Raw genomic sequence first — 15,872 nt, forward strand, 5'->3', positions numbered from 1 at the left:
CGCAGCACGCGGCGTCCTCATGCTGTCTGAAATCCGTTAGGGCGCAATGTCCGAAGGTGTGTGAGAGATCGCTGGTGGGGTTCCGTGCACTGCGGTCATCCGCATGTAGCGAAACACCGCCTCGGCGCGGTTGGACGCCTTGAGTTTCCGGAGGATGTGCTTGACGTGTGTTTTGACCGTCCCCTCCGAGATCACCAGATGGGTGGCGATCGAGCCGTTGCTCTTGCCTTGAGCCATCAGGGAGACGACCTCGATCTCGCGTCGCGACAGCAGCGAATCGATACCGGAGCCGGGGGCAAGTGACGCAGCCACCGGCGCCGGCGTACCAAGCTCGCTCACCGGCCGCCGCCGGCCCAGCACGGTCTGCGCGGTACACAAATTGTCTGCGGCGCTGGCGATGTCGCGCGCCATTCGCTGAATTTCGCTCCGCGCCGAGCGGAGCCGCTCACTGAGCGCAGTGCGTTGGAACGCATAGCCGAAGCCTTCGGCGAACATCCACAGCACCGCCATGTCCTCTTCATCGACGTGCCGTCGGCTGTTGTAGCAGTCCGCATGCAGCAAACCGATGATCCGCCCGTCGGGCATTATCGGCGCGGCGACATAAGACCGTGACAGCGACGCCTGCCCGATCGCCGCATTGGTGCGGTGGTCACGTTGCACATCGGGGACCAGAACCGGTGCGCGCCGGCGCATGATCTCGCACTCGACCAGCGGGTGATCGATACGCATCGGATGCTCGCGTGCCACCCGGGCGATTTCGCAAGCCCATTCGGGGTCGCCGTTGACGTGGACCGCCTCCACCCACCACGTCGATTCCTCGACCCGCGAGATGATGGCCCGGTCGAATCCACACCGGCACAGTTCAACCGGCGCGCGATCCAGCATCTGCTCGACGGAGTCCACGCCGCGCAGCCGCGATAACGCTTTGCGCACCGCGCTGTAACGGGCATTGCGTTGGCCGATCGTCGCCGGGCGGTGCGGGCGGCGGCGCCTCGGTGTGCGAGCAGCAAACCGTCAGAACCAGGGCGGCGAGAAGCACGGCGCTCCATTCTCGTCGGCCTGGGATCACCGAGGGCAGCCCGCCCCACAGCAAGGTGCAGCCAACTTGAGAAAGTGCAGAGCAAGTGCAGTCGACACTGAGAAAGTGCAGAGGAATCTGAGAACCTACAACCGGCTGGCCTAGTTACCTCGCCATGTTGGTGAATCGGGACAGGTGCAGCTGATGCGCGACGGTCACCGTTTTGGTTGGACCGTTGCGGTGCTTGGCAAGGATCAAGTCCGCCTCGCCGCCACGCGGATCGTCACGTTCGAATGCATCCGGACGATGCAGCAAAATGACCAGGTCCGAATCTTGTTCAATGGCACCGCTTTCACGTAGATCAGCTAACATTGGCTTCTTGTCTGTGCGCTGCTCCGGACCGCGGTTGAGCTGGCTGATGGCAATCACTGGGACCTCCAGCTCCTTCGCCAAAAGCTTTAGGCTGCGGGAGAATTCGGACACTTCTTGTTGGCGTGACTCAAATCTCTTGCCAGACGACATCAGTTGCAGATAGTCGACCACGACGAGCTTCAAGTTCGCCTTTTGACTCAGCCGCCTTGTCTTGGCGCGAATCTCCATCATGGTCAGGTTCGGCGAATCGTCGATATACAGTGGCGCTTCGCTGATTTCACTCATCCGGCGCGCAAGCCGTGTCCAGTCGTCATCACTCATCCGGCCCGAACGCATATCGGACAACTTGATTTTCGCCTCGGCGGACAGCAGTCGCATCACGATCTCAGACTTGCTCATCTCGAGCGAGAAGATGACGCTCGACATGCGATGCTTGATTGAGCAAGACCGCATGAAATCGAGTCCCAGAGTGGACTTTCCCATACCAGGCCGAGCCGCGATAACTATCATCTGCCCGGGGTGAAGACCGTTGGTCACCTCATCGAGTTCGGTGAACCCCGTCGGTACCCCACGCGCCAACCCACCCGTGGAGGCGATCGCGTCGATCTCGTCCATGGTCGGCTGCAGCAGGTCTTCCAGCGCAACGAAATCTTCGGAGAGCCGCCGATCTGTGACGTCGTAGATCTCGGCTTGGGCCCGGTCGACCACCTCGGCCACATCGGAGCCCTCCGCACCGGCATAGCCGTACTGCACGACCCGGGTGCCGGCTTCGACCAGCCGACGCAACAGCGCTTTCTCGGCGACGATGCCCGCGTAATAGCCGGCGTTGGCGGCCGTGGGCACCGTTGAGATCAGGGTGTGCAGATACGGTGCGCCACCGATCCGGCGCAACAGGCCCCGGCGATCCAGTTCAGCGGCCACGGTCACCGCGTCGGCGGGCTCCCCGCGCCCGTACAGATCGAGGATGGCGTCGTAGATGTTCTGGTGGGCAGGGCGGTAAAAGTCGCCGGGCCGCAGTCGTTCCAGAACGTCGGCGATGGCGTCCTTGCTCAACAGCATCCCGCCCAGCACCGACTGCTCGGCGGCGACGTCCTGCGGTGGTTGGCGGCCGAAGTCCTCGCTGGGCACGTCCATGCCAGGTTGTCCGAGGTCATCGACCACCGCCATAGGGTCCCCACCTCCTTCGGCACCTGGCTCGAACGTGCATTCGACATCCGGCTGTTTGAACGCTAAGTCAATGCACCGACACCGCCCACGCCCCGGTTGACGCTAAAGGTTGCTGGTGCACCCTCCAAACTGGGTTGTTCATGAATCTGTGCATCGCGTGTGCATATCCGTCGGCACCTGTGTTAGGGCGAGTGTGGAAAACCTGTGGACCAGGGTTGAACGGTGCGGCATTACTGCAGATAAGCGGACCACAGCGACACGAAATTTATGTGGATGAGAATCTCTTCGGCGTGTCGTGCAGGTTGCCGGTTTGGGCGTGTTGCGTGACGGCGGGCTTTGGCGCGCGTGAACAGGCGGTTACGTTCACAACCTTCGCTGGTGGCGGAAAATTCGCCGGCGCAGCGCGCATACCCGGCGAAGGCATCGAGCCTCGCGCCGGGTTGAGGGTTCGACGGGGTTCTAGTTCTCCGCGACGACGTCCAGCGTGAGCTCGACGTCCACCTCGGGGTGCAGCTGCACGGTGACCGAATGGCTGCCGACGGCTTTGATGTGTCCCTTGGGCAACCGCACGATGCGCTTGTCCAGGTTGGGCCCGCCCGCCTTTTTGATCGCGGCGACGATGTCGCCGGCAGTCACCGAGCCGAACAGCTTGCCGGTGTCACCCGCAGTCTTCACGGGCAGCGACACCGTGCCGAGCGCGTCGATCGCCGCCTTGATCTCGTTGGCGTGCTCGATGTCGCGCACCTTCTTGCTCTCACGAGCGCGGCGGATGTCGTCGGCCTGCTTTTGCGCGCCGCGCGTCGCCATGATCGCCAGCCCACGGGGGAGCAGGTAGTTACGTCCGTACCCGTCTTTGACTTCGACGGTGTCGCCGACGGAACCAAGGTGATCAACCTCGGCGGTCAAAATCAGCTTCATCTGTGGATGCTTTCCGTTCTGCGGAGCGCGGTCTACCGCGCGGAGGAGGTGAAGGGCAACAGCGCCATTTCGCGGGCGTTCTTGACCGCGAGTGCGATGTCGCGCTGGTGCTGCACACAGTTGCCGGTCACTCGGCGGGCGCGGATCTTGCCGCGCTCACTGATGTAGGTCCGCAGCAACGCGGTGTCCTTGTAGTCGATCACCACGTCTTTTTTGGCGCAGAACACGCACTTGCGTGTCTTGACCGGCTTTTCCGGAGCCGGCCGTCGCTTGCTGGACTTAGCCATGTCTGTCTCTTTCGTTCTGTCGTTCGGGTATCAGGTTCAGGTATCAGAAGGGTGGCTCGTCGTCGCCGGCGCCGAACGAACCCGACGCGGGAGCACTGCCCCATGGGTCGTCGCCGGTTCCGGTGCTGGACTGAGCGGGCGCCTGCTGCCGGGAGCCACCGGCGCCGAAGCCGCCGCCACCGCCGCCGCTGCGGCTGGCTTTGTTGACCTTGGCGGTGGCGTAGCGCAGTGATGGCCCGATCTCGTCGACCTCGACCTCGAACACGGTGCGCTTCTCACCCTCGCGGGTTTCGAACGAACGCTGCTTGAGCCGGCCCTGCACGATCACACGGGATCCCCGGGTCAGGCTCTCGGCGACGTTTTCGGCGGCCTCGCGCCAGATGTTGCACCGCAGGAACAGCGCTTCGCCGTCCCTCCACTCCCCGCTCTGGCGGTCGTAGATCCGAGGTGTGGAGGCCACGGTGAAGTTCGCCACGGCAGCACCGGACGGGGTGAACCGCAGTTCGGGGTCAGCGGTCAGGTTTCCGACAACGGTGATGGTGGTGTCACCAGCCATGATTTCCTCCTAGATCCACCTGCGCTCCGGCGGGCATGGCGCTGAGCCTACGCAACAGCTCCGACGCGCTGCGGCCATTCGCTCACAGGTGACAGCGCCGGCTAGTGCTTGTCGGTGCGCAAGACCTTGGTGCGCAGCACCGACTCGTTCAGGCTGAGCTGACGGTCAAGTTCGGTCACCGTCGCCGGCTCGGCCTTGACGTCGATCACGGCGTAAATGCCTTCAGCATGCTTGGCGATCTCGTAGGCCAGTCGGCGTTTACCCCAGATGTCGAGCTTCTCCACCGTTCCGCCATCCTTGCGAATGACGTTGAGGAAGGTCTCCAGCGACGGAGCCACGGTGCGCTCGTCGAGCGTGGGGTCAAGAATGACCATGATTTCGTATGGACGCACGGGAACCTCATCACCTCCTATGGTCGTCTGCGGCCGCGGTCTTGTCCGTGGCAGGAGGGTCGCCTGCGTCGGCAACGGCCTCAGGCTACCGGACGGCGGCTGAGCTTATGAAATCGGCGGGTGTGAGCTCACGGCGTCGAGTGTGAACTGAGGGCGGCGACACGCCGAGGCAGGCTCGCCCAGGATTCACGCTGGAAGCCCAGGATTCACCCTCGAAGCCGGGGATTCCCGCTCGGCAGCACCAGGCCGCGGGCGCAGCGACCCGGGCAGCCAGCTCGGCGGCGCGTCGCCGGCCCGGTCGAACACGCCGCCGGCCGGATCGTCGATCCGTCCGCCCCAGCGCACCAGGTCCTCGTCCGGGCGATAGATCTGGCGGATCACCAGCGCGCACAGCATCAGCACCGCGACGTCGCGCACCACCACGGTCGCGGTGAACCACTGCTCGGGTAGCCCGCGGTTGCCCGTGCCGTAGAGGTAGAACATCCGCGGCACCCACACCACAGCGTCGAGGGTCATCCATGCCAACAGCACCCGACGATGCGGCAATGCCAGCACCGCCAGCGGCACCAGCCACAGCGAGAACTGCGGGCTCCACACCTTGTTGGTCAACAAGAACGCCACGATCACCAGGAACGCCAACTGCATCACCCGGGGTCGCCGAGGCGCGGTCAACGCAATGTAACCGATTGCCGCACAACATGATAAGAACAACACTGCGACGACGCTGTTCAGCACTATCGGCGGCTCCCACAACCCCAGCCCCGGATCGAACCCTTGCCAACCGGTGAACGACTTGACCACGTTGTACAGCGAATCCATGTCGTCGCCGCGGCGGGCGTTGAGCCGGAAGAACTCTGACCATCCCCGCGGAAACAACACCATCACCGGCAGATTCACCAGCAGCCAGGTCGCTACCGTCGCAATCGCGGCGCGGCCCCACTCCGCCAATCGCCCGGTGCGGATCGCCAACACCAACAGCGGAACCAACAACAACACCGGATAGAGCTTGGCGGCGACGCCAAGCCCGAGCAGTGCGCCGGCCAGCAGTGGCCGTCTGCGCGCCCACGCCAGCAAGCCGCCCGTTGCTAAACCCGTTGCCAGCGCGTCGAAATTGGTGAACGCCTGAAAGATCAGTATCGGCGAGGCTGCTACCAGGGCCGCGTCCCATATCCGCCGCCCCGCCAACCTCGCGCTGGCCCAGACCGTGCCCAGCCAGGCCAGCGACAAACCCAGGGCGGCGACGTCGAAGAACACCACCACCTCGGCCACCACCGGCAGCGCGATGAACTTGCTCAACGCGGTATAGGTTTTCGCCAGCGCCATCGACACGTACTGGTAGATACCGGTCAGCACCGGATACTCCATATACCGCACCGCGGGTTGACCGTCGTAACGGATCTTGGTCTTGCCGTCGGAGTCGGTCTCCACCCAGCTCGACTTGTACGGAAACTTGCCTTGGCTCAACAACTCCGCGCCGTAGAGCGGCACGGTGTCGGAATAGCACAGCTCGTAGTAGGCACGCTGGTTGGCCCAATTCGCCACCCGCGTATCGCCCGGCCCGGTGCCGGTGCTGACCAGACAGGGCGCCTTCGTCGACCAGCCCAGCGCCAAAAACACCAGTGCGAACAAGAACATCACCCGTAACGGTGTCCAGAACCCGGCCCGCCCGATGAGGGCGTGTCGGCCTACCGGGCCGCCGACGACCTCTGACAACGCCGAACCCAAAACGTCTGTGCGGCTGGGACAATCGCGATCACCGGCCGAGCGTAAATCAGCCGCCAGCGGGCGCGGCGAGATCGTGGCGCGCCCCGGTGCAGCGTCCGTCACGGCGGCGGCGCGGGAACTGCGGGCGGCCCTGGCGCCGGACCCGGCGCCGGCCCTGGTGGCGGCGCAACCGGGATCGTGGTCGGCGGCCCGACCGGGATCGTGATCCCGGGTGCCACTTCGATCGTCGGTTGAATGACGGTCTCGGACGGCGGCCCGGCAACATCTGGTGGCGGAGGTGGTGGCGGTGGCGCCGCCGGTGCACCGGCGTATCCACCGATTGCCGCCGGCTTGGGGAAGGACTCGTTGCTGGTGCCTTTGAGGGCGCCGTCCATGGTCGCCTTCCAGATGTCCGACGGCAGGCTGGAGCCCCACACCGGCGCGCCACCGCTGGTCACCAGGGGCTTATCGCCGGTGGTTGTGCCCACCCATACCGCGGTCGACAGCGACGGTGTGTAGCCGACCATCCAGGCGTCCTTGTTGGCATCGGTGTCGCCGAGCTGGGTGGTGCCGGTCTTGGCGGCCGAGGGCCGACCGCCCGCGAGGTTGTGCCCGCGTGAATAGCCGGCGATCGGTTGCATCGCCGAAGTCACGTTGTCGGCGACGGCTTTGTCGATCCGCTGCTCGCCGTCGTTGTCCGAAGTGCTGGCATCGAAGAGCACTCTGCCGGTGGAGTTGACGACCTTCTGCACGAAATGTGGTTTGTGGTAAACACCTGAGTTGGCCAACGTGGCATACGCCGAGGCCATGTCGATGACTCGAGTCTGGTACTGGCCCAACACGATCCCGTTGTTCGGCGGCCCGCCTTTGCCGTCTTCGGACAACGTGTGCGGGACCCCGGGGAAACTCTCGGCGATACCCGCCTTGTGCGCGGCCTCGGCGACGTCTTCCGGACCGTTCTTCAGTTTGAGCATCAGCCGGTAGTAGGACGTGTTCAACGACCGTTTGAGCGCTTCGGCGATGTTGCAGGTGCCGCACCCCTCACCCTCGACGTTGGTGATTTTGATCCCGTCGACCGTCAGTGGGGAGCTGTCCACCTGGTAGCCCAACCCGATGCCCTGCTCGAGCGCCGCGACCAACGCGAACACCTTGAACGACGACCCGGTCTGCAAGCCCGCCTGCGCGAAGTCGAAGCCATTGGCGTCCGGGCCGCCGTAGTAGGCCTTGACCGCGCCGGTGCGCGGGTCGATGGAGACCACCGCTGCACGCATATCGGGGTCTTGACCGTCCAGATACTTCGACACCGCTTTCTCCGCGGCCCGTTGGGCTTGCGGGTCGATGGTGGTGGTGATTTGCAGTCCCTGCGTGTTGAGGGTCTGCTCGTCGATGTCGAACAGCTCGAGCAGTTCTTTGGTCACCTGCCGCTCGATCAAGCCGTTGGGGCCGCTGGTCTCATCCTCTACCCTGGCCAACTCGGGTGGGACGGTAGCCGGAAACTGCTGGGCTGCACGGTCGTTAGGCGACAGGGCGCCGGTCTCCACCATGCCGTCGAGCACCCAGTTCCAGCGCTCGATGGCGCCTTCGAAGTCGACGGCCGGGTCCAGCGACGAGGGCCGGCGTATCAATGCGGCAAGCAGCGCCCCTTCGGAGATGTTGAGCTGCTCGACGGGTTTGTCGAAGTACGCCTTCGACGCGGCCGCAATCCCATAGGCGCCGCGGCCGAAGTAGATGATGTTCAAATAAGCTTGCAGTACATCATCTTTGGACCATTCTCCAGACATCTTGGTCGCGATGACGAGTTCTTTGGCTTTGCGGATCAATCCGCGCAACCCGTATTGCGCCGAACCCACCAGCGCGTTCTTGACGTACTGCTGGGTGATGGTCGAACCGCCCTGCAAGTCACCGCCGGAGAGGTTGTTCTTGACCGCCCGTGCGAAACCGCTGAAAGAGAAGCCGGGGTTGGAGTAAAAGTTGCGGTCCTCGGCCGCGATGACCGCCTCGCGAACATGCACCGGTACTTGGTCGAGGTTGACATCGACTCGATTGCCTTCCGGCGGAATGATTTTGGCGAGCTCGGAGCCGTCGCTGGCCAGAATTGTCGACACTTGGTTGGTGCGGATGTCCCCGGGCCTGGGCACGTCGACGATGAAATACGCCATCGCGAAGGTGACGATCGGCAGCAGCAGCACCACCGCGGCGGTCACGTACAGGCACCGGCGTACCCACAGCCAGTTGATCCGGCGCAGCGCGCTCCAGTCCAGCTGGCGAAGCTGGTCACGGAACGGCCGGCGCGGCCCGCCCGGCGTGGGCCCGCCTGGCGGTCCGCCGCCTCCCGGGCGCCGCGGCGGCGGCACGCTGTCCAGTGCGGCCTTGACCGCTTCGATCGGATCGCGGTCTGGGCGCTTCGGCGGTGCCGGCCTCGACGGTGCCGGCCTCGACGGGCTGTCGAGTGCGCTTTTCACCGCCTCGATCGCGTCACGGTCATCGGTTACGGGCGGCAGGATCGTCGTCAACCGGTCGTCGGGCGGGACCGGGCGGCGGGGCGGTGTGCCGGCCGGTCGCCGCGGGCCGCCGGGGTTCTCATCGGCGGGGCGTCCGCCAGCCTTTGATCCGTTCGAGGCGTCAGTGGCTGAGCGGTCTTCGCGCCCTTCGTTATTCACTGGCCGTGCGGGCGCCGTTACGCGCCGTCCGGGTGCCGCGCGAACCCCGGGGCGGGCGTGCCGCGCCAAGCACATACGACTTCACTAGGTGATTCCAGCTGCAGGTCCGGCATACCTCAACCACGTGAACCGAGAATTCGTCGTAGCGGGAAGCCAATATCACCAGCTCTTCGCTGGTGCGTGCCGAGCCAGACACCGCGCCTAAATGGTCGCCGAACACCCACGACACCAGGGTGAGTTGCTCCTTGCGGCAGATCGGGCACATCACCGAGCTGGGCTTCCCGTGGAACTTCGCGGCGCGCAACAAGTAGGGGTTGGCATCGCATACTTCGGACACTCCGGTCCGGCCGGAATAGACCTCGGCCAGCAGGGAGCGGCGCCGAAGCGCATAGTCCACTACCTGTCGCTGCAATCGCACGCCCACCAGAGTACGACGGCGCAGCGATCGCCGATGTGTGACGAACGACCCGACCCCGGTCGAAGTGCGGCATTCGCAGATCACCTGGCGGCATCGGCTTCTACGATCATCGCCGTGGCGACGTGGCAAAAGGCGGGGACCCGGGCCAAAGACACCGACCGGGAGGACACCTGCCGGATTCTCGACAAGGCTCTCGAAGAGGGCCAATTGTCGATGGCGGAGCATCGGGGTCGGATCAGCTCAGCCACCAGCGCCGTCACCCTGGGCGATCTGCACGCGCTGGTGAGTGATCTGCAAACCGCCAGCGCCCCTGCGCAACTGCCGGCGCTGACATCGGGACCCAAAGTGGGCAGCTGGGGGCTTGTGGCGGCCGCGCTGATCGTGGCGGTGTTGCTGGGCGTGGGCATCGGGTGGGGGCTCTATGGCCACAGCAGCTCGCCGCTGGCTTTCACAGACTCCGCGAAATCCGATCCCGGAGCCAAGCCCGACGGTGTCGCTCCGGTTGTGCTGACACCGCCCCGCCAGCTGCACTCGCTGGGCGGTTTGACCGGGTTGCTCGAACAGGCCCGCAAGAAGTTCGGCGACACCATGGGCTTTCGGCTGGTGATCTACCCCGACTACGCGGTGATGGACCGCCAGGATCCCACCGAGGCGCGCCGCCAACTGAGCTACACCTACCGCGGCGGGTGGGGCGATCCGACCGGCTCAGCAAAGCGGAGCGACGCCGTTGCCGTCGACTTGGCCAGCTTCGACGCCAAGACGACAGTGGGTATCCTGCGCGGTGCACCGGAAACCCTGGGCATCAAACAGTCCGACGTCAAGACAACGTATCTGATCGTGGAGCCATCTTCGGACCCGACCACGCCCGGCGCGGTGTCGCTGTCGGTCTATGTCTCCGGCGACTACGGCAGCGGCTATATCCGATTTGCCGGTGACGGCGCGGTCACCCGGGTGATCTATCCCTCGTGAGCTGCTGAACGCTGCGTGAATACCGGCGGGTGTGGTGGCGAATATATCGGGGCGATACTATGGCGCGAGGCTGTAGCTCGATATGAGAGCGTCCGAACGAACAGAGCAAAGGGGGTGACCCGGTGCTGGAGCTAGCCATCCTCGGCCTCCTGCTCGAGTCGCCCATGCACGGCTACGAGCTGCGGAAACGGTTGACCGGCCTGCTCGGGGCGTTTCGGGCGTTCTCCTACGGTTCGCTTTATCCCGCGCTGCGTCGGATGCAGGCCGACGGCTTGATCGCCGAGGACGCCGCGCCGGCCGGAACGCCGGTGCGTCGTGCCCGCCGCGTCTACCAGCTGACCGAGGCTGGCCGCCGGCGCTTCAGCGAGCTGGTGGCCGATACGGGCCCGCACAACTACACCGATGACGGGTTCGGAGTGCATCTGGCGTTCTTCAACCGCACTCCCGCCGAAGCGCGGATGCGCATCCTGGAGGGCCGTCGCCGCCAGGTCGAAGAGCGCCGCGAGGGCCTGCGTGAAGCAGTGGCGCGGGCCAGTAGCTCGTTCGATCGCTATACCCGCCAGCTGCATCAGCTGGGGCTGGAATCGAGCGAGCGGGAAGTCAACTGGCTAAACGAGTTGATCGCAGCCGAACGCGTGGCGCAACGCCGTGCAGAGCAGTCCTAACCGAAATCCAACCAACGCACGACACAGGTAGAAGTAAGGAGAACGCCCTATGACTGAGCACACCCCAGCCGAGGCGTCGACGGAGATCAAGGTCGCCATTGTCGGCGTCGGCAACTGCGCGTCCTCGCTCGTCCAGGGCGTCGAGTACTACCAGAACGCCGACGAGGATTCTTCGGTGCCCGGCCTGATGCACGTGCGGTTCGGCCCGTACCACGTCCGCGACGTCAAGTTCGTCGCCGCGTTCGACGTGGACGCCAAGAAGGTCGGCTTCGATCTGTCCGACGCGATCTTCGCCTCGGAGAACAACACCATCAAGATCGCCGACGTGCCGCCCACCAACGTGACGGTGCAGCGCGGCCCGACCCTGGACGGCATCGGCAAGTACTACGCCGACACCATCGAGGTCTCCGACGTGGAAGCCGTCGACGTGGTCAAGGTGCTGCGGGATGCCGAGGTCGACGTGCTGGTGTCCTACCTGCCGGTGGGATCGGAAGAGGCCGACAAGTTCTACGCGCAGTGCGCGATCGACGCCGGGGCGGCGTTCGTCAACGCGCTGCCGGTGTTCATCGCGTCGGACCCGGTGTGGGCGCGCAAGTTCACCGACGCCGGGGTGCCGATCATCGGCGACGACATCAAGAGCCAGGTCGGCGCCACCATCACGCACCGGGTGCTGGCCAAGCTATTCGAGGACCGCGGCGTGCAGCTGGACCGCACCATGCAGCTCAACGTCGGCGGTAACATGGACTTCTTGAACATGCTCGAGCGTGAGCGGCTGGAGTCGAAGAAGATCTCCAAGACCCGCGCTGTCACCTCTAACCTGCAGCGCGAGTTCAAGACCAAAGACGTCCACATCGGGCCGTCTGACCACGTCGGCTGGCTCGATGACCGCAAGTGGGCGTATGTGCGGCTGGAGGGGCGCGCCTTCGGTGACGTGCCGCTGAACCTGGAGTACAAGCTCGAGGTGTGGGATTCGCCCAACTCGGCCGGCGTGATCATCGACGCGATCCGGGCGGCCAAGATCGCCAAGGACCGCGGCATCGGCGGGCCGGTCATCCCGGCGTCGGCGTACCTGATGAAGAGCCCGCCGCAGCAGCTCCCCGATGACATCGCGCGCACCGAGCTCGAGCAGTTCATCATCGGCTAACCCCTTCGCGAAAGTGCAACTGCCGACGGCTCTTCTTGGAAAATGCGTCGCTACTTGCACTTTCGCGGTAGACCAACAATGACGAACGAACTGGCCGGACTATCTGAATTCGCGCTGCTGCACGAGAATGCCGAGCAGGCCGGTGTTTCCGGTCCGCTGCCTGATGTAGCGCGCGTCCACGTCGGGGCGATCAGCGCGCTGCGCTGGGGCGAGCGTCCGCGCATCGTCTTCCTGCACGGCGGCGGGCAGAACGCGCACACCTGGGACACCGTGATCGTCGGCCTGGGACAGCCAGCCCTGGCGGTCGACCTGCCCGGCCACGGGCATTCGGCCTGGCGCGACGACGGCGATTATTCACCGCAGCTCAACGCCGACAGCCTCGCACCGGTGTTGCGCGAGCTTGCGCCACAGGCCGATTTGGTCGTCGGCATGTCACTGGGCGGACTGACCGCGATCCGGTTGGCCGCGATCGTGCCGGAGCTGGTGCGCGAACTCGTCCTCATCGACGTCACCCCTTCGGCCCTGCAGCGCCACGCCGAAATGACCAAGGAACAGCTGGGCACCGTTGCGCTGATGCACGGCGAGCGGGAATTCCCCAGCTTCCAGGCCATGCTGGACCTGACCACCGCCGCAGCGCCGCACCGCGACGTCAAGGCGCTGCGGCGCGGTGTCTTCCACAACTCGCGCCAACTCGACAACGGCCGCTGGACCTGGCGTTACGACACCATCCGGAACTTCCCCGACTTCGCCAGCCTGTGGGACGACGTCGACGCCGTGACCGCGCCCGTCACGCTGATCCGCGGCGGCGCGTCAGGCTTTGTCACCGACGAGGACGTCGCCGAGTTGAGCCGTCGCGCAAGGCACTTCCGCGGGGCGCACGTCGTCGAGAACTCGGGGCACTCCGTGCAAAGTGATCAACCGCGGGCATTGATCGAGCTCGTGTCCGGAGTACTCGGCGGGCGCTGAGGGTCGCCGCGTCCGGTTCGCAATGACTCGATGATGGCGGCTGCGGGGGGCCGCCAGCTGATCCCTAGTTCTCGCAGCGTCTTGGTGTCGTCAGTGGGCGTTGCGGCGGTGAGCAGTGCCGCCGCCTCGTAGCTGAGGCCGTCACCGAGCGGCACGTACCGACCGGCAACGTCGGCAAGCCGGCCCATGGCGCGCAACAGCTTTGGTGACAAGCCGATGCGACGTATTGGCCGGCCCAGGCCCGCTTCGAGCGCGTCGATCATCTCATCGAAACTGAGCAACTGTCCGCCGCAGACGTATCGGCGCGGACCGCGACCGGCCGTCATGATGCGCGAGTGCACCTCGGCAACGTCGCGTACGTCCACCATCTGCATGCCGCCGCGCACCCGCGGCGCGACCCTCCATCGAACGATCGGGGACCAGCCCCGCTCGGTGACACCCGGAGCTGTTCCGAACGCGGGTCCGACCACACTCGACGGATAAGTCGCCACAACCGGCGCTGCGGTGTCTTGTAGTCGCCGGGCGACCCGGTCGGCGTATCCCTTGGTCTTGGCGTACGCGCTGCGCCCATATGCGGTGGGCGAATCCGGCGTGATGATGCCGTCCGGCGGCGGCCACAGCGCGCTGTAGCTGCTGACAAGCACCACCGGATCGAGCCCGAGGTCGACCGCACGAGTCAAAATCGCTTCCGTGGCATAAGCATTCACTTCCCACATCAGCTGGGCGCGACGCTCATCCGTACCGACGATGCCCGCACCGTGCAGCAGCGCGTCCGCATCGACAAGAAGATCCTCGATCGTCGAGGCCGCCCGGACGTCGCCGACGACCACGGTCACCGACCCGAGCGCCCGGAATCGATCCAACACGGCCGTCGAGTCGCCAGGGGCGACCAACAGCCGCACCTGATGGCCGGCCTGCAGTAACGCGCGCACGATGTGCGCGCCCAGGTACCCCGTTCCACCGGTGACCGCAATGCGCATCGATCGGCCTTCCTGACCACCCACTGGGGACTATTTCGATGCCGATGGTGATGCTGATGGTATCGAAACCGCCGTAGCGGAACTCGGTGTGTTGTGCGTAACAGCTCGGGCCCTACGGTAGTGCTATGACTTCTCGCGATCGTGCAATCCGCATCGGCGTGCAACTGCAGCCACAACACGCGCCGCGATACGACCAGATCCGTGACGCCGTGCGCCGTTGCGAAGACATCGGCGTGGACATCGCGTTCAACTGGGACCATTTCTTCCCGCTCTACGGCGATCCCGACGGCGCCCATTTCGAATGCTGGACGATGCTCGCCGCCTGGGCCGAGCAGACGTCGCGCATCGAGATCGGAGCGCTGGTGACCTGTAACTCCTATCGCAACCCCGAACTGCTGGCCGACATGGCCCGCACCGTCGACCACATCAGCGACGGCCGGCTGATCCTGGGCATCGGGTCGGGCTGGAAGCGCAAAGACTACATCCAGTACGGCTACGAATTCGGTACCGCCGGTAGCCGTTTGGACGACCTGGCCGGTGCGCTGCCGCGGATCAAATCGCGTCTGCCCAAGCTCAATCCGCCGCCCACCCGCGACATTCCCCTGTTGATCGGCGGTGAGGGCGAGCGTAAGACCTTGCGCCTGGTCGCCGAGCACGCCGACATCTGGCACAGCTTCGCCACCGCCGAAACCCATCCGAAGAAGTCGGCGGTGCTGGCCGACCACTGCGCGGCCGTCGGACGCGATCCGGACAGCATTGAACGCTCCGCCGCGGTCGGCGGCGAGACCGGGCGCGGCAGGAGCGCCGAGGAGCTGATCGCCGAGGCGGAGGAAATGCTCGAGCGTGGCGTGACGCTGTTGACCATCGGCTGCGACGGACCAGACTACGATCTGAGCGGCGCGGAAGCCTTGTGCCGGTGGCGCGATCGGCGTTGATAGCATGCCGAAGAAGTACGGGGCCAAGGAAAAAGACTTGGTCGTCGCGCACATCTTCAAACTCGTGCTGACCGGCAAGCTGCGCACCGGTGATCGCGTCGACCGCAATGAAATTGCGCAGCATCTCGGGATGAGCCGCGTCCCGGTGCAAGAGGCCATCGTCCAGCTCGAGCACGACGGGCTGCTGTCCACCAGCTACCACCGCGGCGCGTTCGTTGAGCGGTTCGACGCAGACACCATCCGCGAGCATTACGAGCTGCACGGAATGCTGACCGGCATGGCCTCGGCGCGGGCCGCCGCCAATCCCACCCCGCATATCCTCGGCCAGCTCGACAACCTAATGCGCGCGCTGCGTAATGCGAAGGAGCCACGGGCATTTCAGCAGGCGGCCCGCGACTACCGAACCGCGGTCAACGACGAGTACGCCGGACCACGGCTGCACGCGGCCATCCGGGCGTCGCAAGGACTGATTCCGCACAGCTTCTTGCTGAGCTATCCCAATCTCACGACCGAAATGCTGCCGTTCTACGAAGACGAAACCTCGGCCATCCACCACCGCGAGCCCGCCGCCGCGCGGGCGGCGTGCAGCGGGGGTGCAGCATTGATGGCCAAGGTCATGGTGACCGAACTGGTGCGCCGCGGTGTGCTCGAGCCGTCGGACAACACCATCGACCCACCCTGATGCGGCCCGGCGCTGCCGCGGCCGGAGCAAACCGGCCGG

At 65.2% G+C, this 15,872-nt stretch carries 16 protein-coding genes; 6 read left to right on the forward strand and 10 right to left on the reverse strand.

Going from position 1 to position 15,872, the window contains the following annotated elements; genetic code table 11:
- Positions 1-36 precede the first annotated feature (36 nt).
- From MSP7336_RS05150 to MSP7336_RS05190, 9 genes are all read right to left on the reverse strand, one after another.
- The gene (locus MSP7336_RS05150) at positions 37-903 is read right to left on the reverse strand and encodes a LuxR C-terminal-related transcriptional regulator (RefSeq protein ID WP_142706733.1); all 867 of its coding nucleotides are present in this window, start codon (positions 901-903) and stop codon (positions 37-39) included.
- 280 nt (positions 904-1,183) lie between these two features.
- Entirely contained in the window at positions 1,184-2,557 is a 1,374-nt protein-coding gene (gene dnaB, locus MSP7336_RS05155; RefSeq protein ID WP_069394116.1) for a replicative DNA helicase, read from the reverse strand.
- 459 nt (positions 2,558-3,016) lie between these two features.
- A complete protein-coding gene (gene rplI / locus MSP7336_RS05160) occupies positions 3,017-3,475 on the reverse strand; it encodes a 50S ribosomal protein L9 (RefSeq protein WP_113963196.1) in 459 nt (152 codons plus the stop codon).
- Between the two features lie 32 nt (positions 3,476-3,507).
- Positions 3,508-3,762 carry a 30S ribosomal protein S18 gene (gene rpsR, locus MSP7336_RS05165; RefSeq protein WP_069394114.1) on the reverse strand — a complete coding sequence of 85 codons (255 nt, stop codon included), beginning with the start codon at positions 3,760-3,762 and terminating at the stop codon, positions 3,508-3,510.
- Positions 3,763-3,805: 43 nt separating this feature from the next.
- Positions 3,806-4,318 (reverse strand): single-stranded DNA-binding protein, encoded by a 513-nt coding sequence (locus MSP7336_RS05170; protein WP_069394113.1) that lies wholly within the window; start codon positions 4,316-4,318, stop codon positions 3,806-3,808.
- Positions 4,319-4,419: 101 nt separating this feature from the next.
- Positions 4,420-4,710: a 30S ribosomal protein S6 gene (gene rpsF, locus MSP7336_RS05175; protein WP_069394112.1), complete on the reverse strand. Its 291-nt coding sequence runs from the start codon at positions 4,708-4,710 to the stop codon at positions 4,420-4,422.
- A 186-nt stretch (positions 4,711-4,896) separates the two neighbouring features.
- Entirely contained in the window at positions 4,897-6,537 is a 1,641-nt protein-coding gene (locus MSP7336_RS05180) for a glycosyltransferase family 87 protein (RefSeq protein WP_113963197.1), read from the reverse strand.
- A complete protein-coding gene (locus MSP7336_RS05185; protein WP_244917519.1) occupies positions 6,534-8,927 on the reverse strand; it encodes a transglycosylase domain-containing protein in 2,394 nt (797 codons plus the stop codon). The genes MSP7336_RS05180 and MSP7336_RS05185 overlap by 4 nt, the downstream gene beginning before the upstream one ends.
- Positions 8,928-9,066: 139 nt before the next feature.
- Positions 9,067-9,492: a DUF5318 family protein gene (locus tag MSP7336_RS05190; protein ID WP_069394312.1), complete on the reverse strand. Its 426-nt coding sequence runs from the start codon at positions 9,490-9,492 to the stop codon at positions 9,067-9,069.
- A gap of 114 nt (positions 9,493-9,606) precedes the next feature.
- Between MSP7336_RS05190 and MSP7336_RS05195 the strand changes: the two genes are divergently transcribed.
- From MSP7336_RS05195 to MSP7336_RS05210, 4 genes are all read left to right on the forward strand, one after another.
- Positions 9,607-10,461 carry a DUF1707 SHOCT-like domain-containing protein gene (locus MSP7336_RS05195; protein ID WP_244917415.1) on the forward strand — a complete coding sequence of 285 codons (855 nt, stop codon included), beginning with the start codon at positions 9,607-9,609 and terminating at the stop codon, positions 10,459-10,461.
- Between the two features lie 122 nt (positions 10,462-10,583).
- Positions 10,584-11,126 carry a PadR family transcriptional regulator gene (locus MSP7336_RS05200; protein ID WP_069394109.1) on the forward strand — a complete coding sequence of 181 codons (543 nt, stop codon included), beginning with the start codon at positions 10,584-10,586 and terminating at the stop codon, positions 11,124-11,126.
- 49 nt (positions 11,127-11,175) lie between these two features.
- A complete protein-coding gene (locus MSP7336_RS05205; RefSeq protein WP_069394108.1) occupies positions 11,176-12,270 on the forward strand; it encodes an inositol-3-phosphate synthase in 1,095 nt (364 codons plus the stop codon).
- A 78-nt stretch (positions 12,271-12,348) separates the two neighbouring features.
- A complete protein-coding gene (locus MSP7336_RS05210; protein WP_113963200.1) occupies positions 12,349-13,236 on the forward strand; it encodes an alpha/beta fold hydrolase in 888 nt (295 codons plus the stop codon).
- On the opposite strand, the gene MSP7336_RS05215 is transcribed toward MSP7336_RS05210, so the two are convergent.
- Entirely contained in the window at positions 13,185-14,216 is a 1,032-nt protein-coding gene (locus tag MSP7336_RS05215; protein ID WP_113963201.1) for an NAD-dependent epimerase/dehydratase family protein, read from the reverse strand. The two genes, MSP7336_RS05210 and MSP7336_RS05215, sit on opposite strands and share 52 nt — an antisense overlap.
- Positions 14,217-14,341: 125 nt before the next feature.
- Between MSP7336_RS05215 and MSP7336_RS05220 the strand changes: the two genes are divergently transcribed.
- Entirely contained in the window at positions 14,342-15,151 is an 810-nt protein-coding gene (locus tag MSP7336_RS05220) for an LLM class F420-dependent oxidoreductase (protein ID WP_069394106.1), read from the forward strand.
- Between the two features lie 4 nt (positions 15,152-15,155).
- Positions 15,156-15,833, forward strand: a complete 678-nt coding sequence (locus MSP7336_RS05225) for a GntR family transcriptional regulator (RefSeq protein ID WP_069394105.1) — start codon at positions 15,156-15,158, stop codon at positions 15,831-15,833.
- Positions 15,834-15,872: the final 39 nt, after the last annotated feature.

Origin of the sequence: Mycobacterium shimoidei (genome assembly GCF_900417275.1) — a bacterium.
GTDB lineage: Bacteria > Actinomycetota > Actinomycetes > Mycobacteriales > Mycobacteriaceae > Mycobacterium > Mycobacterium shimoidei.